The organism is Gottschalkia purinilytica, from assembly GCF_001190785.1.
Classification (GTDB): Bacteria; Bacillota; Clostridia; order Tissierellales; family Gottschalkiaceae; genus Gottschalkia_A; species Gottschalkia_A purinilytica.
Map to the genome: position 1 here is coordinate 170999 of NZ_LGSS01000005.1, position 22566 is coordinate 193564.

A 22566-nucleotide genomic window follows, 5' to 3' on the forward strand; every position below is an offset into this window, starting at 1 on the left:
ATATAATACTCTGGAGGTGAATGTATGAAAAGAAGTGATATAGAGAACATGGTAACAGAAATGTTAGATCCTATATTAGAAGAACTAAATTTTGAACTAGTAGACGTTGAATATATTAAAGAAGGACCTAATATGTATTTAAGAATATACATAGATAAGCCAGGTGGAATTAATATAGATGACTGTCAAAAAGTAAGTGAGCAGGTAAGTGAACTATTAGATGAAAAAGATCCTATAGAAGAGAACTATTTTTTAGAAGTATCTTCCCCAGGATTAGATAGACCTTTAAAAAAAGAAAAAGATTTTCAAAGTAGTATAGGAAAAGATGTGGAAATAAGCTTATACAAACCTTTGAATGGAAAGAAGAAATTTGCTGGAAAACTATTAAAATTTGATAATGAAAAAGTTTATATTGAAGATGATACTATTGGTGAAATTGCTATAGAAAGAGAAAGTATATCTAAAATAAACTTAGCCATTATATTCTAAAGGAGGTAAAGGGGATGAAGGCTGAATTTATAGAGGCTTTAGAAGAAATCGAAAAAGAGAAAGGTATATCGAAAGATACTATATTCGATGCGCTAGAGTTGGCTCTAATATCAGGATACAAGAAAAACTTTGGTTCGTCTCAGAATGTTGAAGTTGATATAAATAGAGAATCAGGAGAAGTAAAAGTATATGCTAAAAAGTCAGTTGTAGATGTAGTAGAGGATGAGCTATTAGAAATAAGTTTAGAGGATGCTAGATCTTTAGATAATAAATATGATATTGATGATGTAGTGAAAATTGAAGTTACACCTAGAAACTTTGGAAGAATTGCAGCTCAAACTGCAAAACAAGTAGTAACTCAAAAAATTAAAGAAGCTGAGAGAGAAATAATTTTTGATGAATTTATAAATAGAGAAAACGAAATTATAACAGGTATTATTCAAAGATTTAGTAAAAATAATATATTAATTAACTTGGGAAAAACAGAAGGAATATTAGCTCCAAGTGAGCAAATACAAGGAGAAGCATATAATCAAGCCTCAAGAATAAAAACATATATACTAGAAGTTAAAAAGACAACTAAAGGACCTCAGATATCACTTTCACGTACTCATCCAGGACTTGTTAAGAGACTATTTGAGTTAGAAGTACCTGAGATACAAGAGGGTGTTGTAGATATATATAGTATTTCTAGGGAAGCAGGTTCAAGAACTAAAATAGCAGTATATTCTAATGACGAAAATGTTGATCCTGTTGGTGCTTGTGTTGGATTTAAAGGGGCAAGAGTTAAAGCTATAGTGGATGAACTAAATGGAGAAAAAATAGATATAATAACTTGGAGTAAAGATGATACAGAGTTTATATCGAATAGTTTAAGTCCAGCGAAGGTGTTAAAAGTTGAAATAGATGAAAAAGAAAAATCAGCTTTAGTGGTAGTACCTGATTATCAATTATCATTAGCTATAGGAAAAGAAGGTCAGAACGCTAGACTAGCTGCGAAACTTACAGGTTGGAAAATAGATATAAAAAGCGAAAGCCAATATAAACAGGAAACTGGAATAAGTTTAACTGACGATAGTTATGAAATAGAAAAAAGTGATAATAACTTTTTATAGATAATTAATGTTGAAGGAAGGTGGTATTAATGAAAGTAAGAAAAATACCCCTTAGGAAGTGTGTGGGCTGTAATGAAAGCAAGCCTAAAAGGGAGCTTATAAGAGTTGTTAAAAACAAAGAAAATGAGATAACAGTAGATTTAAAGGGAAAAGCAAACGGTAGAGGAGCATATATTTGTAATGATGCAAAATGCTTTGAAAAAGCTAGAAAAAGTAAAAAACTTGAAAAAGCACTAGAGACTGAAATACCTTTAGATGTATATGAACAACTGCTACAGGAGATAAAAAATGATGAATAAACTTTATTCGATGTTAGGAATTGGTAAGAAAGCAGGATTTATAACATCTGGTGAAACAGGTTGCATACAGAATATGAAGAAAGACAAATGTAAGCTACTTCTTTTAGCATCTGATGCTTCGGATAATACTAAGGATAAGTTTATTAGTTTATGTAACAGAAAAAAAATAAAGTATGTTATAATTGGTAAGAAGCATGAACTAGGAGGTTCTATAGGAAAAGATATTGCAGCAACTATTTCTATAACAGATGATTCTTTTACAAAAGCTGTTTTGAATATAATTGATATAGATGCTAGATGATGTATCACCTGTAAATAATATGGGGGTGTATAGTTTGACAAAACTAAGAGTATATGAATTAGCAAAAGAATTAGGGCTAACAAGCAAAGACTTAATGGAAAAAATAAGTGAGCTAGACCTAAAGGTAGCAAGCCACATGAGTGCCATAGAAGATGAAGAAGCGGAACTTTTAAGAGAATTATTAAAAGATGAGGTTAATAATAAAGAAAACATAGAAAATGATTCGAAAGAACTGGAGGAAAAGCTTATTAAAGATAATAAAAATACTACAAATAAAAGTACACAAGTTGAAGAAAATACAATAGAAAAAGAAGAATCTAATACTAATAAGATAGAGGTAGAAGAAACTATACAGGTTAAAGAATTAGCGGAAAAAATGAATATTTCCCCAAATGAAGTTATAACTAAGCTTATTTCTTTAGGAATTATGGCTGGTTTAAATCAAGATATAGATTTTGATACAGCTAGTATAATAGCTGCAGAATTTGATTATGAATTAGTAATGCCATTATCTAGTTCAGAAGAGATTGAAGAAAAACTGATAGCGGAACTTGATTATGAAGATAGTCCAGAAGATTTAGTATTAAGACCACCTGTAGTAACTGTTATGGGGCATGTTGATCATGGTAAAACATCTTTACTTGATGCAATACGTGAAACTAGTGTTACAAAGAAAGAAGCTGGAGGTATAACTCAGCACATAGGAGCATCGACTGTAAATGTAAAAAATAAAGAGATAGTATTTTTAGATACACCTGGACATGAGGCTTTTACTTCTATGAGAGCTAGGGGAGCTCAGATTACTGATATAGCAATATTAGTGGTAGCTGGAGATGACGGTGTAATGCCTCAAACTGTAGAAGCGTTAAACCATGCTAAAGCAGCTGATGTTCCTATAATAGTTGCTGTTAACAAAATGGATAAGCCAGAAGTAAATCCTGACAGGGTAAAACAAGAATTAACAGAACATGGATTAATGCCAGAAGAATGGGGTGGAGATACTATATTTGTACATGTATCTGCACTTAAGAAACAAGGTATAGATGAACTATTAGAAATGATTGCTTTAGTTTCTGAAATGCAAGAGCTAAAAGCTAACCCAAATAGAAATGCAGTAGGTACTATTATAGAGGCAAAACTAGATAAGAGTAGAGGACCAGTAGCTACTGTTTTAGTTCAAAAAGGAACTCTATCTATAGGAGATGCAGTTGTTTCAGGATCTTCTTATGGACGTATTAGAGCTATGTTAGATGATAAAGGAAAAAGAGTAAAAAAAGTTGGACCATCTACACCTGTTGAAATATTAGGACTTTCAGAAGTTCCAAATGCAGGTGAAAGATTATACATGGTTGACGATGATAAGAAGGCTAGAGATATAGCTGAAAAAGTAAGAATAAAAAATAGAGATGAACACTTAAAGGCCACTCAAAAAGTTTCTTTAGATGACTTGTTTGAAAGAATACAACAAGGTGAAGTGAAGGATTTAAATCTAATTATAAAAGCAGATGTTAAAGGTACTACTGAAGCTATTAAACAATCTTTAGTAAAATTAAGTACGGAAGAAGTAAAAGTAAATCCTATTCATATTGGAGTAGGAGCTATTACAGAAAGTGATATTATGCTAGCGTCTGCTTCAAATGCCATAGTAATAGGATTTAATGTTAGACCTACGACTAGTGCTATAGAAGTGGCTAAAAGAGAACAAGTTGATGTTAGAAATTATAGAGTAATATATAATGCTATAGAAGATATTAAAGCAGCTATAGAAGGTATGTTAGATCCTGAATATCAAGAAGTTGTATTAGGTAGAGCTGAAGTTAGAGCTACATTTAAAGTACCTAATGCTGGAACTATTGCAGGAGTATATGTTATACAAGGTAAAGTTACAAGAAACTCTAGTATAAGGCTTTTAAGAGATAATGTTGTTATTCATGAAGGCTCAATATCATCATTAAAAAGATTCAAAGATGATGTAAAAGAGATCCAAACAAACTACGAAGGTGGTTTAGGAATAGATGGGTACAACGATTTAAAAGAAGGCGATGTAATAGAAGCTTATATTCTAGAAGAAGTAAAGAAATAAACGAATATTAAGTTAATAGAGGTGGAGTTTATGAGTGAAAAAAGACTCGGAAGAATTGGAGAAGAGATCAAAAAAATAGTGAGTAATATAATAATGAATGAACTAAAAGATCCTAGAATTTCTTCAATGACTAGTATAACTCAAGTTCAAGTAACTAAGGATTTAAGATTTGCTAAAATATTTATTAGCGTACTTGGAGATGAAAAAAGTGGAGAAAATACTATCAAAGGACTTGAGTCAGCAAGTGGATTTATCAGAAAAGAAATAGGAAAAAACTTAAGCCTCAGATATACTCCAGAGCCAGTATTTGAATTGGATAATTCTATAGAATATGGAATAAAAATATCAAAGATTTTAGATGATATAAATAAAAAGTAAAGAGGAATTTTGTGCTATGAATAATATGTTTAATAGTGTAAAAAATGATATATTAGAGAAAATAAAAACTAGCGATAAAATATATATTATGTCCCACATAGATCCTGATGGAGACAGTATAGGCTCTATTTTAGGATTAGGATTATCTCTAAATAGAATTTTAAATAAAGACATAAACATAGCTGTAAATGATGATATACCATCAAATTTTGAGTTTTTGCCAATCAAACATATAGGTAAAATAAATAGCAATGATAAAATAGACTTATTAATAACTTTGGATTGCGCTGATATAGGTAGATTAGGATTTGAAGAAGACTTTCTTAATAACATAAAATATATTATAAATATAGATCATCATGTGACTAATACTAATTTTGGTGATATTAATATAGTGAATCACAATGCCAGCTCGACTTGTGAAGTTGTTTATGAGTTACTAGAGGAAATGAATATAGGCTTAACTGTTGATATTGCTACTTGTCTATATGTAGGAATATCAACAGACACAGGTAGCTTTAAATATGGAAATACTAGTTCTAGAACACATTTAATAGCTTCAAACTTATTAGAGAAAGGTATTGATATAGGTAAAATTAATACAGAACTATATCAAAAAAGAAGTGTAGGAAGAACAAAACTCTTAATGGAATCACTAAATAATTTGGAACTACTAAATAATGACAAAGTTGCAATAGTATCTTTAACTAGCGACATGTTTGATAGATGTAATTCATCTAAAAAAGATGCAGATTCAATAGTTGATTTCATTAGAGATATAAGTACAGTAGAAGTTGCATGTGTATTAAAAGAAGTTGACTATGAAAAAATAAAAATAAGTTTAAGATCCAAAGAATATGTTGATGTATCTAAGATAGCTACGGAGTTTGAAGGTGGAGGACACTCTAAAGCTTCAGGGTGTACCATATTTTCTAATATAGAAGAAGCTAAAGAAAAAATTTTAAAAAAGATACTAGAGGCTATTTAGGTGATAATATGAATGGTATAATTAATGTTTTAAAACCTTCTAACATGACATCACATGATGTTGTTAGTTTTATTAGAAAAAAGTTAAATATTAAAAAAGTTGGGCACACTGGTACTTTAGACCCTAATGCAGCTGGTGTGCTTCCTATTTGTGTTGGAAAAGCTACTAGAGTATCTCAATACTTCAATGATTTTAATAAAAGTTATAGAGGAGAACTTACACTGGGATACTCTACTGATACACAAGATAAATATGGTACTATAATAGAAAAAAACGAAGACATTTTTGTAGATGAAGATGAAATCAAAAATGTATTTAACAAGTTTACTGGTAAAATAAATCAAATACCACCCATGTATTCTGCTTTAAAATATAAGGGAAAAAAACTTTATGAACTTGCAAGAGAAGGAAAAACTATAGAAAGAGACTCAAGGGAAGTAACTATATACGATTTGAAAATTCTAAAAAATTATGAAAATAGACGGATATTATTTGATGTAAAATGTTCAAAAGGAACCTATGTTAGAACTCTGTGTGAGGACATAGGAAGAGAACTAGGTACTCTTGGCCATATGTCTTTTTTAATGCGAACAGGTGTTGGAAACTTTAGTATAGAAGAAGCATTTACATTAGAAGAAATATCTGAAATAGCGAGTAAAAATGAAATTGAATCTATTATGAAACCTTTGGATAGTGCTTTATTACAATATCAGAAGATAATATTAAAGGAAAATCTTCTTAGTGTTGTTAAAAATGGAGGGAAAATAACACTAAATAATGATATTATAGAAGGGTATAAGCTAAATGAAATATTAAGAGTATATGCTGGAGAAACTTTCATAGGAATTGGTACAATAAGAGAAAGTGATAATTGTATTCTCTTAAAAATGGAAAAAGTACTGCTATAAAGGTGATTATTGATGAAAATTATACTAAATAAAGATGAAAATGTAGAATATAGAACTGGTGTAGCCTTAGGAAATTTTGATGGTATCCATATAGGTCATAAACATTTAATTTCAACCATGAAATCGAAAAGTGTGGAAAGAAATTTAGTTCCTGCTGTTTTTACCTTCAATAATAATTGCACTCAAATGAAGACAAAAAATAAATGTAATACCCTTATAAGTGATAAACAAAAAGCTGAAATTATAGATGATTTAGGAGTAGACGTTTTGTATATGGTTAACTTTGACGATGAATTTAGACGTATGACTCCTGAGGACTTTATAAGAGATATAATTGTTAAAAAATTAAATGCTAAACTTGTAGTTGTTGGATTTGACTTTAGATTTGGATACAAAGCAGAAGGTGATAGTAATTACTTAATGCAAGCTGCTTCAAAGTATGGATTTGAATGTTTGGTTATTGAACCTATAACTAACAATAAACAAGTGATTAGTAGCACTCATATTAGGGATTTAATAAAAAATGGAGATATAAGAGAGGCAAACTTGTTATTAGGAAGACCATATACAATGAGAGGCACAGTTATAGGAGGAAAAGGAAGAGGTAAAGGATTAGGTTTTGCAACGGCAAATATTGATTGTGAAATAGACTATTTACCTCCAAAGTTTGGAGTATATAAAACTTATACAGTGTATAAGGGAAAAGAATATTTGAGTATAACAAATGTAGGACGTAATCCAACGTTTGAGGATATAATTTTCAGTATAGAAACACATATATTAGATTTTGATATGGATATATATGGAGAGCAAATACAGATTAAATTTATAGAATTTATAAGAGATGAAAAGAAATTTGATAATGTACAAGCACTTATAAGTCAGGTTATAAGTGATATTGATACGGTTAGAGTAAATAAATAACTATTTACAAAATATTATGTATATGGTACAATAACCCTTGTTAGGTTCCTTATGCTAAGTTTATTGTACCTTCGACTATATACTTGGCTTAAGGTGTACACAAAAATTAAGGAGGAATAAATAATGAATTTAAGTAAAGAGGAAAAAGCAAGTATAATACAAGAATATAAAACTCATGAAGGAGATACTGGTTCTCCAGAAGTTCAAATTGCTATTTTAACTCACAGAATTAATAAGTTAAATGAACACTTAAAAGTTCATAAAAAAGATCATCATTCAAGAAGAGGACTTTTAAAAATGGTAGGACAAAGAAGAGGTCTTCAAAACTACTTAGAAAAAACTGATATTGAAAGATATCGTAGCCTAATACAAAGATTAGGATTAAGACGTTAATAAGAGCGGGGGAATCCCGCTCTATTAATTTATAAAATAACTTATAAAATATAGTTTTTTTTATATTTTTAAGGAAAGAATAATATATGAAAGATATTAAAAAAGGAGGTAAAGTATGGAGAAAACCTTTGAATGTATGCTTGCTGGTAGAAAGCTTTCTGTAACTATTAATAAAGTTGCTGAACAGGCAAATGGAGCTTGTCTAGTAAGATATGGAGATACAGTAGTACTTGTTACAGCAGTAGCTTCTAAAGAGCCAAAAGAAGGAATAGATTTTTTCCCGTTAAGTGTTGACTATGAAGAAAGATTATATGCAGTAGGAAAAATACCTGGTGGATTTATAAAAAGAGAAGGTAAACCAAGTGAAAAGGCTATTTTAACTTCAAGGCTTATAGATAGACCTATAAGACCGTTATTCCCAAAAGATTATAGAAACGATGTTCAAGTAATAGCGTGTGTTTTATCAGTAGATCAAGATTGTACTCCTGACATAGTATCTATGATAGGATCGTCTATTGCTTTAACAATATCAGATATACCTTTTGGAGGACCAACAGGATCAGTTTGTGTAGGATTAATAGATGGTAAATTTGTTATAAATCCTACTGGCGAAGAAAGAGAAATAACTGATCTAAATTTAGTAGTATCAGGAACTGAAGATGCTATTATGATGGTTGAAGCTGGATCTAATGAAATTTCAGAAGAAATTATGTTAGAAGCAATTATGACAGGCCATGAAGAAATAAAAAAGATATGTAGATTTATTGATGATATAAGAAATGAAGTAGGAAAAGAAAAGAAAGAATATAAGGCTTTTAAGGTAGAAGAAGAACTTGAAAAAGAAGTAAGAGAGTATGCTACTGAGAAAATGACATCAGCTATTCAAACAGTAGATAAACAAGAAAGACAAGATAATATGGATAAGGTGAAAGAAGAAGTAATTGAATACTTCATAGAAAAGTATCCAGAAAACGAAAAAGATATTGGAGAAGTACTTTATAGCATAATTAAAGAAGAAGTAAGAAGACTTATTCTTGAGGAAGGTATAAGACCTGATAACAGAAAGGTAGATGAAATTAGAAAGATAACTAGTGAAGTAGGAATTCTACCAAGAACACATGGTTCAGGACTATTTACAAGAGGTCAGACTCAAGTTCTTACAGTTGCAACGCTAGGAGCTGCAAGTGATGTACAGATAATAGATGGACTAGGAGAAGAGGAATCTAAAAGATATATGCATCATTACAACTTCCCACCTTATAGTGTAGGTGAAGCTAGATTCTTAAGAGGACCTGGAAGAAGAGAAATAGGTCATGGTGCTTTAGCAGAAAGAGCTTTAGAACCTGTTATACCTAGTGTTGAAGAGTTTCCTTATACAATAAGATTAGTTTCAGAAGTTTTAAGTTCTAATGGATCTACTTCTCAAGCTAGCGTTTGTGGTAGTACATTAGCGTTACTAGATGCAGGAGTTCCTATATCATCACCAGTTGCTGGTATAGCTATGGGACTTATGAAAGGTAACGACAAGGTTGCTATATTAACAGATATACAAGGAATGGAAGATTTCTTAGGAGACATGGATTTTAAAGTAGCTGGAACTGAAAAAGGAATTACTGCAATTCAAATGGATATAAAAATAGCAGGTATAGATAGAGAAATATTGAAAGAAGCTTTAGAGAGAGCTAAACAAGGAAGATTTTTTATACTAAATAAAATGAATGAAGTGATCTCAACGCCAAGAAAAGAATTGTCACCTTATGCACCTAGGTTATTTACTATAAACGTAAACCCAGATAAAATTAGAGATATAATAGGACCTGGTGGAAAAACAATTAAGAAGATAATAGATGAGACTGGAGTAAAAATAGATACAGAAGACGATGGAAAAATTACTATTGCTTCAGAAACTGTTGAAATGGGTGAAAAAGCTATAGAGATTATTCAAGGAATAATTAAAGAAGTAGAAGTAGGAGATATATATTTAGGTAAAGTTACAAGAATAGTATCATTTGGCGCATTTGTTGAAATATTAAATGGAAAAGAAGGATTAGTTCATATATCTAATATTTCAAGAGAAAGAGTAAATAAAGTTGAAGATGTGTTATCTATAGGAGATGAAATACTAGTTAAGGTTACTGAAATAGATAACCAAGGAAGAGTAAACTTATCTAGAAAAGAACTTTTACCTAAGGAAGATAAAAACGAAAACAAAGAAGAGAAATAGACATGAGCCATAAAAGGTTTGTGTCTTTTATTATTTTTTGAATAAATTTAATTATATTTTTAAAATATTAGAATATTAATATATTGAGAGATTATTTAGTTTATTTTAAAGGGGGTTCTAATAATGAAGTTATTTTACATAAGATATAAAACTTTGTATAAAGTAGTTTTAGCATTAGTAATATTAATGGTAATACTAGTATTTTCAATTATTGGTATTAAAAGTAGGTCTTCAAAGGAAACATTTTATAATGATGATGTAATATATAAAGGGACAAAAGATACAAAGACCATAGCCTTTGCCTGCAATATTGACTGGGGGGAAGAGCATATACCTAAAATGTTAGATATATTTAAAGAAAATAAAATTAATATAACTTTTTTCCCTACTGGAAGATGGGCGGAAAAAAATCCTGATTTATTAAAAGATATACATAAAAGCGGAAATGAAATAGGTAACCATGGATTTACACATAGAGACTATGATAAACTGGATTATCAGCAAAATAAAGAGGAAATATCAAAGTCCCATGATACTATAAAAGGTATAATAAAGGTAGAGCCTAAACACTTCGCTCCTCCTTCAGGTGCCTTTAATGATAGTACAGTAAAAGCAGCTAAAGAGCTAAATTACAATGTTATTATGTGGAGTGTTGATACTATAGACTGGAGAAAAGACAGTACAAGGGATATAATAGTAGATAGAGTAGTAAGTAAAGCACACAATTCGGCAATAGTATTAATGCATCCTACAGAAGAAACAGTGAAAGCATTACCTATAATGATACAGTCATTAAAAGAAAAAGGATATAAAATTGGGAAGATAAGTGATATTATAGATTAATAGAATTTAACAAGTTGTAATTAAATGTACTTTATTCTATAATTAATAAAAGTGATTAGACTAGACTTAGGAGGAAATCATGTATAACAAAATTACACTGGATAATGGACTACGCATCGTGACTGAATATATACCTCATGTAAAATCAGTATCTATAGGATTATGGGTAGAGGCAGGATCACGTAAAGAAGAAACACAAAATAATGGAGTTACGCACTTTATAGAACATATGCTATTTAAAGGAACTGAAAGTCGTTCAGCTAAAGATATAGCAGAATCTATAGATAATATTGGAGGACAAATAAACGCATTTACTAGCAAGGAATGTACCTGCTACTATGCAAAAGTTTTAGATAGACATCTTTCTACTGCAATAGAAGTATTATCTGATATGTTCTTTAATTCTAAATTTGACGAAGAAGAAATACTTAAAGAAAAAGGTGTTGTTTTTGAAGAAATAAAAATGTATGAAGATTCTCCAGAAGATTTAGTATATGATTTATTATCTGAAACTTTTTTTGAAAATCACCCTTTAGGATTACCTATACTAGGAAGTAACCAAACTTTAAGTAGTTTAAATAAAGATGATATAATAGATTACTATAAAAAACATTATACACCTGAAAATACTGTGATATCTCTAGTAGGCAACTTTGATAGTAATGAAGCTATAAGCTTAATTAAGAATTATTTTGACAGCTGGGAGTCAGAAAAAAAGTATGTTCAAGATAATGGCAAATTGAAATTATATCCTAAGATTATAAGTAAGAAAAAAGATATTGAACAATTACACTTTTGCTTAGGGATGGAGGGTATACCAAATGGAGATGACGATTTATATCCTCTTTTAATAGCTAATAATGTTTTTGGTGGAGGTATGAGTTCAAGATTGTTTCAAACAATAAGAGAAGAAAAAGGACTTGTATATTCTATATATTCATATTTAAGTACTTATAAAGATACAGGATTATTTTCTATATATGCAGGATTAAATCCTGACAACTTACTAACTGCATCAAAAATCATAAAAAATAATATAGAAACTATTAAAAAAAGTTTGTTGAGTAAAGAAGAAATATTAAAATCTAAAGAACAACTTAAAGGAAACTACATATTAGGGCTTGAGAGTACATCTAGCAGAATGACTTCAATAGGAAAGTCAGAGCTTTTACTTGGCAAGATAACTTCACCACAGGAAGTTCTAGATAAAATAGACAATGTATCTTTGAATGATATAGAGAGAGTTATTAAAAAAGTATTTGATAATAGTAAGTATAGTATAACTTTTGTAGGAAATATAAAAGATGAAGAAAGACTAAAAAATGATCTTGAACATATATTTTTCTAAGGTTACTATAATGTTATAGTAATCTTAGGTTTACTATGTATTATGTCTATATTTATCATAAGTGACAATAAAAGCAAGAATTATAAACACAATAAATACTAAGATCTTAATTGTATTAATAATACAATTAAGATAAGTATATATTTATGATATAGTCAAAAGGAATCTAAACTTTAAACTTAGCTTGTTGAATAACTAGAAAAATTCTATTATACAATAGAAACTTAAAAAGTAACTAATGGTTGTATACTTTTTTGATTTCATAAATTATTTAACAAGCTAGTATAAGAACTAATATAAATATTTAAGTTAACCTATTGAGGCAGTTAATGTCAATAGTATCATATAGAAATTAGAAGCTAAATTTAATTATAAATTATCTAGGTGGTTTTAATCCATAATATTGATAAAAATCTACTTTTATTCTTCCATTATAAAGCTTTCTTTTTTTATCTGAATCTTTGCCATATATTTTTTCAAACTTTTCATAAGAAGTTAATATATATTTAGACCATGTATCTAACTTATTAAACTTTTTACCTAAAATTTTATATAACTCTATAACTTTATCAATATTACTTAACCTTTCTCCATAAGGTGGATTACATATAAGCACTCCATAATCTTTATTTACATTTAACTTAAGAATATCTTTAATTTCAAAGTTAATGCAATCGTCAACTCCAGCTTCATAGGCATTATTTTTAGCAATTTCAATAGCATTAGAATCAATATCAGAAGCATAAATGTTGAGTTCAGTATCTTGATCTATAGATTTTAAAGCTTTCACTCTTTCTTTTTTCCATATATCTTTATCTATACAAGGCCAGTATTCTGAAGCAAAATCTCTATTAAGTCCAGGAGCAATGTTTTTACCTATTAGAGCTGCTTCAATAGGTATAGTTCCAGACCCACAGAAAGGATCTAAGAGAATTCTATTCTTGTCCCAGAAACTTAACATAACCATAGCTGCTGCTAAAGTTTCTTTTATGGGAGCTTCAGTGTTCTTTATCCTATAGCCTCTTTTATGTAGACCTGCTCCACTTGTATCAATAGTTAAAGTTGCTATATCTTTAAGTATTGATACTTGTATAGTATATTCTGGACCTGTTTCTTTAAACCATTCAGTATCATATTTTGATTTTAACTTTTCTACTACTGATTTTTTTACTATTGCTTGACAATCAGATATACTGAATAATTTTGATTTGACAGATTTACCTTCTACTGTAAATTTACCATCTTCAGATATCCATTCATCCCAAGGTAGTTTTTTCGTTTTTTCAAATAGTTCCTCAAAAGATAAGGCCTTAAACTCTCCTATTTTCAATAATACTCTATCAGCACTTCTTAGCCATAAGTTGGCTTTTGGAATACTTGATATGTCTCCTTTAAAAACAACTTTACCATTATCTACACTAATAATATCAAAACCTAAATTTTTTATTTCACTTTTTACTACAGACTCTAGTCCAAATGTTGAAGTAGCTATAAGTTCTATTTCTTTCATAAAGATATCTCTCCTAACTAAAATAAGATTACACTATAAAAAACATTATAACAAAAGTTTAAAAATATTTCTTATAGTTTTAAGGAGATAAAGGATTTGTTTTAAGAAGTTTATTGTATTAAAAAAATATTGATCAACAAGAAATAAATATTTACATATAATTGAATTAATATAGATTAAAGAGTTTTTATTCAAATTACGTTTAAATATAATAACTATATTGAACTTTGTATGCTAAGTAAATAACTAATAAAATATATTATTAGTATAAAATATTAAATATAGAACATAAAATTAGGATATGCACATCTAATGTACGTATCCTAGCAATAAAGTATTAATTAACTATTTACTGGACCAATTGCAACTTGTTGTTTTTGTAAAATCTTAAGAGTAAGAGATATAACCATTTTTTCTTCGATTTTTGTGAAAAATTTTTCCTCAAACGGAAGATCCCCTTTAGATGAATATGTACGATTTGAAAATTCATCGAACTCAACAATTTTACTACAAATTAATTCACAAAACGGTAGTTCATTAAAAAATTCAGTACTTGTTTGGTTGAATTCTGAAAAATCTCCAGATAATAATTTATCTTTTTCAGCAAAATCGTTTGGTAATTCTTCTACTCTAAAATATTCAAATTCATTTGATGTGTTATTAATAATAGGTAGCGGCTGGTTGCCATTAAAAGTAACAGGTGTTGAACATTCAAAAGGAATATCAACTGTACAATGATGTATCTCTCCACATATTCCTTCTTTATTTGAACATACTTTTGTAGAATAATCAATATTTTTACGAACAAATCCTTTAATGAATAAGACATTAGTATCTTGTAAAAGTAAACATTGAGTTATTTTTACTTTTTTCTTAATATCTTTAATCTCAAGTGCTGGTTCAGGTAAATCAATAATAGAAGCTAAATTGAATTGCACTGTTAATTTCGCTAAAACAACAGGTATCTTAACTATAGCACCTGTTGTAATTGGATTTATTTGTACTTGAATATTATTACAAGTGTCTATAACTCTACTTTCAACATTAACACAATTATTTAACTTCGATGATCCGGATTTTTTAGAACTATTACAAGAAACTACAGAATTTCTACAATGGTTATCATAAGGGTATATACGATTTGCTCTATAAGTAACTTGCTTATTGGACACACTAGTTTCCTCCTTTTAAATTTTTATAATGTTAACAATAATAAGATTTTGGCATCTAATTTATAATATTCTATTATTTTATTTTGGTGAATAATATTTATATCTATTAAGTGATGACATAAATAATAAAAAGCATAATAAAAAAACAAAACATAAAATAAATAATAAAATTATTATTGAAAAGATGCCCTTAGATGATTTAAAAGAAGAGAAAATAAAATTAAGTGAAATTATTAAGAGAAAAAATAGTACGCCTAAACAATAAAGAAATCAGATATGAAAAGGAAATTCAGATTTGATTATTATTAGAAGGTGGTAAAATGTTGTTATTACTAATTTTTAATAAAAATCAATTTAGAATTTTGTAAAATAGAGATAAAGTAAGAATACCATGGAATAGTGTAAAAAAATATAGATGAACTAAGACAAATCACATCAGAAAAAATATTACGGCAATAATTTTTAGAATGTTTTTTAATCTAAGTAAGATGAAGTACTCATATCTATAAAATGGTAATACTAAAGTAATGTTAATAAACAAAATTTATATAGTTCATACAAGTGAAGTAAAATATTTTAATATTAAAAATAAAACTAGGATATATAGATATAATCTACATATCCTAGTAATAAAATGCTAACTAACCATTTGTTGGGCTAATTGCAACTTGTTGTTTTTGCAAGATCTTAAGTGTAAGGAATATAACCATTTTTTCTTCAATTTTGTCGAATAGTTTTTCCTCAAATGGAAGATCTCCTTTAGATGGACGATAACGATCTAAGAATTCATCAAATTCAACGATTCTACTGCAAATTAATTCACAGAATGGAAGTTCATTGAAGAATTCCGTACTTGTTTGATTGAATTCTGAAAAATCTCCTGATAATAATTTATCTTTTTCAGCAAAATTGTTTGGTAATTTTTCAACTCTAAAATATTCAAATTCATTTGACGTATTATTAATAACAGGTAGTGGCTGGTTACCATTAAAAGTAACAGGTGTTGAACATTCAAAAGGAACATCAACTGTACAGTGACGGATATCACCACATACACCTTTTTTATTTGAACAGTCTTTCGTAGCAAACTGAATATTTTTACGAACGAATCCTTTAATAAATAACACGTTAGTGTTTTGTAAAAGCAAACATTGAGTTATTTTTACTCTTTTCTTAATATCTTTAATTTCAAGTGCTGGTTCAGGTAAATCAATCTTAGATGTTACATTAAATTGAACTGTTAATTCAGCTAAAACAACAGGTATTTTTGCTACAGCGCCTGTTTCAATTGGAGTTAACGGTACTGGACTATTATCACAAGTATCTATAACTCCGCCTTTAACATCAACACATTTTTTTGATTTTGCTGAGTCAGCTTTTTTAGCACCACCATTAGCAGCACAAGGATTATTAAAAACCTGTACATTGTCTACATTATAATTAACTCTATTCAAAATAATTTCCTCCTCTAAATTTATTACGATGATAATATCTACTGATGTCTTTTCACCTGATAACATAATATTCTTATATGCTCTTTTGGTGAATGATATTTTGATTTTTAAACTTATTATGATGACAATATCTACTGATGTCTTTTCACCTGATAACATAGTATTCCTATATACCCTTTTGGTGAATGATATTTAAATTTTTTATGTGTAAAGCTGTAAAACACTATTATAAAAAATATTATCATAAATGATAAAAACATAATTAAAAAAAACGAAACATAAAATAATAATAAAATCATTATTGGGGGAGAGAAAATGACTTTAGGCAACTTAAAAGAAGAGAAAATGAAATTAAGTGACTTAGGGGGGAAAGAAATAGTCAATTTAAATAATGGAGGAAGATTAGGTATAATAGGGGACTCGGATTTGCTTATTGATAAAAAAAGTGGTAAAATTTTAGCGTTATTAGTTCCTGACAAAAATCAGTTTAGATTTTTTGGAGATAGAGATGAAGTAGAGATACCTTGGAACAGTGTAAAAAAAATAGGAAATGATATGATGATAATAGAAATAGAAGAAGAAGATGCAGGTAAGAGGACATATAGGAGATAGAATCACATATTAAACTACATGGACATATAATAAACAAATGATAAAATATATAAAGAACTTTAATTTTGAGGTGAAAATATGAATATTATTGTGCAAAAATTTGGAGGAACATCTGTAGCCAATGATCAAAATAGAGAAAAAGTTGCTCAAAAGATTATAAACAAATATAATGAAGGATATAGTGTTGTAGTTGTTGTATCTGCTATAGGCAGATCAGGAGATCCTTATTCAACAGATTCATTATTAAGTTTAATAGATAAAAAAATCACTAAATCAAGAGAAATAGACTTACTTATGACATGTGGAGAAACAATTTCAGCAGTAGTATTGTCAAATCTATTAACTAAAAAGGGATATAAAAATATTGTGTTAAATGGTTATCAAGCTGGAATAATGACAGATGAGAATTTCGGAAATGCTAAGGTATTAAATGTATCTCCAGAAAGAATAATAAATAACTTAAAGGAAAAGAAAATAGTAATAGTAACAGGATTTCAAGGTGCATCTATAAACGGAGAAGTAACAACATTAGGTAGAGGTGGAAGTGATACAAGTGCAGTAATAATTGGTGAAGCTCTAAATTCTGAATATGTAGAGATATATACAGATGTAGATGGAATAATGACAGCAGATCCTAGAGTGGTACCTAATGCAAAGTTACTTAAAAGAATGTGTTATTTAGAAGTATATCAACTAGCTGAAGAAGGGGCAAAAGTAATACATCCTAGAGCAGTGGAAGTAGCAGAAAGATCAAATATAAAGTTAATAGTAAGAAATACTCTTAGTGACTGTGAAGGAACAATAATTGCTGGTACAAATAATTCTTTAGATAAGTCAATTGGTGAGTATGATCAAGATGTAATATCAGCTATTACCTATAAAAAAGAAAGAGTTCAAATTATAGTTAAAACTAAAGAGGAAAATGACGATCTTTTAACTTCAATATCAGATCAAAATGTAAGTATAGATCTTATAAATATTTTTACAGATAAAAAAATATTTACTATAAATAATGAAGATTTAAACATAATTCAAGATATACTAAATAAAGAAGAATATGAATATGAAATAATAGAAGATTGTTGTAAGTTAAGCTTAATAGGTCATGGTATGAGAGGAATTCCTGGAGTAATGGCTAGAATATACAAATCTCTATCTGATAATAATATAAAAATATTACAATCAGCAGACTCTCATACGACTATATGGTGTTTAGTAAGATGTGAAGATGGAGATAATGCATTAAAGGTATTACATGAAGAGTTTCAGTTAGGGAGATAATACTAATTTTATAATTTAGTTTTATAAAGTTTTAAAAAAGCTTTTGAATTATTAATAATTCAAAAGCTTTTTCATTTTAATTATTAAATCAAGATATGATTATTTTTTATAGAGAAATTAGGCATATAAAAATTTTATTAGTAAAAAATATATAAAGATTAAATGAATATATAAATATAGAGAGGTGTTTTTATGGATAAGATTTTAAATGATAATACTCTTTTTTCAAGTAATGAAGAAAATAATGAGAATGAAACTGAAAATAATACAGGTGAAAATATAAAAGATTTTGGGACACCAAATGTAATGGCTCCACCTCAAGATATACAGTTTATTTCTATAATAGGAGAAGTAGAAGGGCATGCTTCATCACCTCCTACCAAAAAAGCTACAAAGTATGAACATATACTACCTATATTGGTAGCTACAGAACAAAATCCAGAAATAAAAGGATTGTTTATAATACTAAATACTTTGGGAGGAGATGTAGAGGCAGGGCTCGCACTATCAGAAATGATTAATAGCTTGAGCAAACCTGTTGTTTCACTAGTATTAGGAGGAGGACATAGTATAGGAGTTCCTTTAGCAACATGTAGTGATTATTCTTTTATAGCTCCAACAGCGACTATGACGATACATCCTATAAGGACGACTGGACTTGTTATAGGGGTTCCTCAAACATTTAGATATTTTGAAAAAATGCAACAAAGAATTGTAAACTTCATTTTAAGAACATCTGATATAGATAAGAAAACTTTATTAAAATTAATGTACGATACTGATGAGATTGCAAATGATGTTGGAACTATACTTATAGGAGAAGAAGCGGTAAGCTATGGATTGATAAATGAGGTTGGTGGATTTAATAAAGCTTTAAATAAACTTAAAGAGCTTATTTCTAAAAATAATAAGGAAGAAGATAAATAGTATAATAATTTAATTTATGCTATAATTAAATGTCTAAGCGATGATAAGTATTAAATACTTAACTTAAAAAATAAAACTAAATTATCAGAATAAAAGGGGGGCTTTTATGACTTATATTCAAGCTATAATTTTAGGAATCTTTCAAGGGATAGCAGAATTTCTACCTATTAGTAGCTCAGGACATTTGGTTTTATTACAAAACTTTTTTGATATAAAGGAAGGAAACTTATTTTTTACAGAAATGCTTCATGTGGGAACTTTAATATCAATATTTGTAGTATATTTTAAGGACATAACAAAGCTTGTAGTAGAATTCTTTGCAATGATAGCAGAATTGTTTAGAACTAGAAAACTAAATTTTAATAACGAACATAGGATACTTGGTCTAATGATAATTATAGGTTCTATTCCTACAGGACTTATAGGAATTTTACTTAAAGATACATTTGAAGGCTTCTATAGCTCAATGATGGTTATTGGAGTATCTTTTTTAATTACAGGTTTGTTATTATGGATATCTGAGAAGACATCTAGTGGACGTAAAGATATATCAAGTATGAGAACAGTTGATGCTGTAACTATAGGGATATTTCAAGGATTAGCAATTACACCTGGTATTTCAAGATCAGGTTCAACAATAGTAGGTGCCTTATTTAGAGGACTTAATAAAGAGTCTGCAACTAAATATTCATTTTTGTTATCAGTACCAGCTGTTTTAGGAGCTGGATTACTAGAACTAAAGGATATATTTATATCTTCAAGTTCTAATGTTGCATTTACAGGGCCTATACTATTAGGAATGGCTTTATCCGCTGTAACTGGAATAATAGCGATTAAGTTTTTGGTAAAATTATTACAAAAAGGAAAGCTACACTATTTTTCATATTATGTATGGATATTAGGTACATTTGTAATAGTTAAGGAATTATTCTTCTAGTTAAAAACCCTGGTTTTTAACTAGAGGATTTTTTAATTGCATCTAGAAATACTCGTATGAGGTGATTCTAAATTGACTAAGACTAAAAGAGGAACTTCTAAAAGAAGTGAAAAACATAATAATAAGGAACTGAAAAAAGAAATAATTTTAGTAGTTATTATAGGTTTATCTATATTATCTATTGTTAGTTTACATAGTGATTCTCCAGGATTTATTGGAAAAATACTTCGTAATAATTTACTTGCTCTAGTTGGATTTGGTGGATATATATTACCTTATCTTATATTAATTATGTCTACATTATATATTATGAAGAAAGCTAATTTTCATAAAAGGCTTTTTTCTATAGCAACCATATATCTAGGATTGCTAATTGTACTTGACATAACTTTGTTTCCACTTACTCAAAAGTCAAGTTTCTTAGAAAGAGCAAACTTAGCAATAAGTTCTGGTAAAAATGGATTCGGAGGAGGCCTATTAGGGTCTATTTTTTCGTATATTTTTTTAACTATGTTTGGAAGTACTGGGTCATATGTTATTATATTTTTTATAATACTACTATCGATTTTAGTTTTAACTGATACTAGCCTTGCCAAATTTCTAAGAACATTTTTTATAGGAACTAGAAAAATAATATCAAGTATAGCAAGTATTGTAAAAGAACTTTCAACTGGCGACTTTTCAAAAAATAAAAAACCTAAGATATTTAATCATAATAATGATTTAGAAGAAACGAGTGCCAGTGGAGATATTGCTGCTACTGATAGCAAAAAATTAAATAGCAATGAATTTGAAGAAAAAATAAAAATTTTAGATTATACTCAAAATGGAGATAGCATAAAAGAAAATAACAAACTAAATACTAATACTAAAGACAAGATAAATGAAGAAGATCAGAACAGTATAAGTATAATAAATACTGTTAATGAAAACTATGAAAACTATAAATTTCCTACACTAGATATGCTAAAAGAAAGAGCAGTTAAAGGAAATAATAATGAAGAAGAGCTTGTTCTATCAAACGCTAACAAGCTTATAGAAACTTTATCTAACTTTGGGATAGAAGCTAAAGTTATACAAGCTAGTATTGGACCGTCTATAACTAGATATGAACTTCAGCCAGCTCCTGGAGTTAAAGTTAGTAGAATAGTTAGTTTATCCAATGATATAGCCTTAAGTCTAGCTTCATCTGATTTGAGGATAGAGGCTCCTATTCCAGGTAAATCAGCAATAGGTATAGAGATTCCTAATAAATATAAAGTTAGTGTTAATTTAAGAGAAATATTAGAATCTAAAGAATACCAGCAGGTTGAAAGTAAGATACCAATTGCTCTAGGAAAAGATATAGCTGGTAAACCAATTATAGCGAATATAGAAAAAATGCCACATCTTTTAATAGCAGGAGCTACAGGATCTGGTAAAAGTGTTTGTATCAATACATTGATATCTAGTATATTATATAAATCTAGGCCAGATGAAGTAAAACTACTTATGATAGATCCTAAAGTGGTTGAGTTAAGTGTTTATAATGGTATTCCACACTTATTAATACCAGTAGTTACTGATCCAAAGAAAGCGGCAAATGCACTTAATTGGGCAGTTCAAGAAATGACAAAGCGATATAACTTATTTGCCAAAACTGGTGTTAGAGACATGGCTAGCTATAATAATAAAGTTGAAGATAAAATAGAAAAACTTCCTCAACTAGTAATAATTATAGATGAACTTGCTGATTTAATGATGGTTTGTGCTTCGGAAGTAGAAGACTATATATGTAGATTAGCTCAAATGGCAAGAGCAGCAGGAATACATTTAATAGTGGCTACTCAAAGACCTTCCGTAGATGTAATAACTGGAACAATAAAGGCTAACATTCCTTCACGTATATCTTTTGCTGTATCTTCTCAAGCAGACTCAAGAACTATTCTTGATATGGGTGGAGCAGAAAAGCTTTTAGGCAAAGGAGATATGCTATTTTATCCGGTAGGAGAATCGAAACCTTTAAGGATTCAAGGAGCATATATTGGTGAAGATGAAGTAGAAAAAATTGTAGGATTTTTAAAAGATCAAGGGAATGCTGAATATAAAGAAGAAGTAATTGATGAAATTGAAAAAGAGGTAAATTTAAGTTCAGATGATACAGATGATTTACTATCAGATGCAATAGAAATGGTAGTAAGAGAAGGACAAGCATCAATATCTTTATTACAAAGAAGATTAAAAGTTGGATATGCAAGAGCAGCTAGAATGATAGATGAAATGGAGGCAAGAGGAATAGTAGGGGGATATGAAGGAAGTAAACCTAGAAAAGTATTAATTGAAAAAGGGGATTTAGAATAATATTATATGCAATAATATAAGTAATAAATGTTTTAAGAAG

The 22566-nt window shown here is 28.8% G+C and carries 21 protein-coding genes; 18 read left to right on the forward strand and 3 right to left on the reverse strand.

The window, feature by feature from the left end; translation table 11 throughout:
• Window positions 1-24 precede the first annotated feature (24 nt).
• The 13 genes from rimP to CLPU_RS07100 all read left to right on the forward strand — a co-directional run bounded on the left by rimP (window position 25) and on the right by CLPU_RS07100 (window position 12293).
• Complete coding sequence (gene rimP, locus CLPU_RS07040) at window positions 25-489, forward strand: ribosome maturation factor RimP (protein ID WP_050354954.1); 465 nt, start codon at window positions 25-27, stop codon at window positions 487-489.
• Window positions 490-503: 14 nt separating this feature from the next.
• On the forward strand, window positions 504-1604 hold the full coding sequence (gene nusA / locus CLPU_RS07045) for a transcription termination factor NusA (protein WP_050354955.1): 1101 nt from the start codon (window positions 504-506) through the stop codon (window positions 1602-1604).
• Window positions 1605-1633: 29 nt separating this feature from the next.
• Window positions 1634-1903, forward strand: a complete 270-nt coding sequence (rnpM, locus tag CLPU_RS07050; RefSeq protein ID WP_050354956.1) for an RNase P modulator RnpM — start codon at window positions 1634-1636, stop codon at window positions 1901-1903.
• Window positions 1893-2204, forward strand: coding sequence for a L7Ae/L30e/S12e/Gadd45 family ribosomal protein (locus CLPU_RS07055; RefSeq protein ID WP_082154121.1), 312 nt, complete (start codon window positions 1893-1895; stop codon window positions 2202-2204). The genes rnpM and CLPU_RS07055 overlap by 11 nt, the downstream gene beginning before the upstream one ends.
• 34 nt (window positions 2205-2238) lie before the next feature.
• On the forward strand, window positions 2239-4287 hold the full coding sequence (infB, locus tag CLPU_RS07060; protein ID WP_200898513.1) for a translation initiation factor IF-2: 2049 nt from the start codon (window positions 2239-2241) through the stop codon (window positions 4285-4287).
• 30 nt (window positions 4288-4317) lie between these two features.
• The gene (gene rbfA, locus CLPU_RS07065) at window positions 4318-4665 is read left to right on the forward strand and encodes a 30S ribosome-binding factor RbfA (protein ID WP_050354957.1); all 348 of its coding nucleotides are present in this window, start codon (window positions 4318-4320) and stop codon (window positions 4663-4665) included.
• A 16-nt stretch (window positions 4666-4681) separates the two neighbouring features.
• Complete coding sequence (locus tag CLPU_RS07070; protein WP_050354958.1) at window positions 4682-5653, forward strand: DHH family phosphoesterase; 972 nt, start codon at window positions 4682-4684, stop codon at window positions 5651-5653.
• Window positions 5654-5661: 8 nt separating this feature from the next.
• The gene (gene truB, locus CLPU_RS07075) at window positions 5662-6561 is read left to right on the forward strand and encodes a tRNA pseudouridine(55) synthase TruB (protein ID WP_050354959.1); all 900 of its coding nucleotides are present in this window, start codon (window positions 5662-5664) and stop codon (window positions 6559-6561) included.
• A 12-nt stretch (window positions 6562-6573) separates the two neighbouring features.
• Complete coding sequence (locus CLPU_RS07080; RefSeq protein ID WP_050354960.1) at window positions 6574-7485, forward strand: bifunctional riboflavin kinase/FAD synthetase; 912 nt, start codon at window positions 6574-6576, stop codon at window positions 7483-7485.
• 123 nt (window positions 7486-7608) lie between these two features.
• Entirely contained in the window at window positions 7609-7878 is a 270-nt protein-coding gene (gene rpsO / locus CLPU_RS07085) for a 30S ribosomal protein S15 (RefSeq protein WP_050354961.1), read from the forward strand.
• A 115-nt stretch (window positions 7879-7993) separates the two neighbouring features.
• Window positions 7994-10102 carry a polyribonucleotide nucleotidyltransferase gene (locus tag CLPU_RS07090; RefSeq protein WP_050354962.1) on the forward strand — a complete coding sequence of 703 codons (2109 nt, stop codon included), beginning with the start codon at window positions 7994-7996 and terminating at the stop codon, window positions 10100-10102.
• Window positions 10103-10225: 123 nt separating this feature from the next.
• Complete coding sequence (locus CLPU_RS07095; protein WP_050354963.1) at window positions 10226-10945, forward strand: polysaccharide deacetylase family protein; 720 nt, start codon at window positions 10226-10228, stop codon at window positions 10943-10945.
• Window positions 10946-11024: 79 nt separating this feature from the next.
• Window positions 11025-12293, forward strand: coding sequence for a M16 family metallopeptidase (locus tag CLPU_RS07100; RefSeq protein WP_050354964.1), 1269 nt, complete (start codon window positions 11025-11027; stop codon window positions 12291-12293).
• A gap of 376 nt (window positions 12294-12669) precedes the next feature.
• Here the strand turns inward: CLPU_RS07100 and CLPU_RS07105 are convergent, their stop codons facing one another.
• The 3 genes from CLPU_RS07105 to CLPU_RS07115 form a co-directional block, all read right to left on the reverse strand.
• Entirely contained in the window at window positions 12670-13803 is a 1134-nt protein-coding gene (locus CLPU_RS07105) for a THUMP domain-containing class I SAM-dependent RNA methyltransferase (RefSeq protein ID WP_050354965.1), read from the reverse strand.
• A 341-nt stretch (window positions 13804-14144) separates the two neighbouring features.
• Window positions 14145-14975 carry a CsxC family protein gene (locus tag CLPU_RS07110; protein WP_200898514.1) on the reverse strand — a complete coding sequence of 277 codons (831 nt, stop codon included), beginning with the start codon at window positions 14973-14975 and terminating at the stop codon, window positions 14145-14147.
• Between the two features lie 641 nt (window positions 14976-15616).
• The gene (locus CLPU_RS07115) at window positions 15617-16429 is read right to left on the reverse strand and encodes a CsxC family protein (protein ID WP_200898515.1); all 813 of its coding nucleotides are present in this window, start codon (window positions 16427-16429) and stop codon (window positions 15617-15619) included.
• A gap of 315 nt (window positions 16430-16744) precedes the next feature.
• On the opposite strand from CLPU_RS07115, the gene CLPU_RS07120 reads away from it, so the two are divergent.
• The 5 genes from CLPU_RS07120 to CLPU_RS07140 all read left to right on the forward strand — a co-directional run bounded on the left by CLPU_RS07120 (window position 16745) and on the right by CLPU_RS07140 (window position 22526).
• Complete coding sequence (locus CLPU_RS07120; protein ID WP_235436123.1) at window positions 16745-17041, forward strand: YlmC/YmxH family sporulation protein; 297 nt, start codon at window positions 16745-16747, stop codon at window positions 17039-17041.
• Between the two features lie 78 nt (window positions 17042-17119).
• Window positions 17120-18322, forward strand: a complete 1203-nt coding sequence (gene dapG / locus CLPU_RS07125; RefSeq protein WP_050354966.1) for an aspartate kinase — start codon at window positions 17120-17122, stop codon at window positions 18320-18322.
• A 192-nt stretch (window positions 18323-18514) separates the two neighbouring features.
• A complete protein-coding gene (locus CLPU_RS07130) occupies window positions 18515-19249 on the forward strand; it encodes a ClpP family protease (protein ID WP_050354967.1) in 735 nt (244 codons plus the stop codon).
• Window positions 19250-19355: 106 nt separating this feature from the next.
• Window positions 19356-20186 carry an undecaprenyl-diphosphate phosphatase gene (locus tag CLPU_RS07135; protein ID WP_050354968.1) on the forward strand — a complete coding sequence of 277 codons (831 nt, stop codon included), beginning with the start codon at window positions 19356-19358 and terminating at the stop codon, window positions 20184-20186.
• A 72-nt stretch (window positions 20187-20258) separates the two neighbouring features.
• On the forward strand, window positions 20259-22526 hold the full coding sequence (locus tag CLPU_RS07140; protein WP_050354969.1) for an FtsK/SpoIIIE family DNA translocase: 2268 nt from the start codon (window positions 20259-20261) through the stop codon (window positions 22524-22526).
• The last annotated feature ends 40 nt before the right edge of the window (window positions 22527-22566 follow it).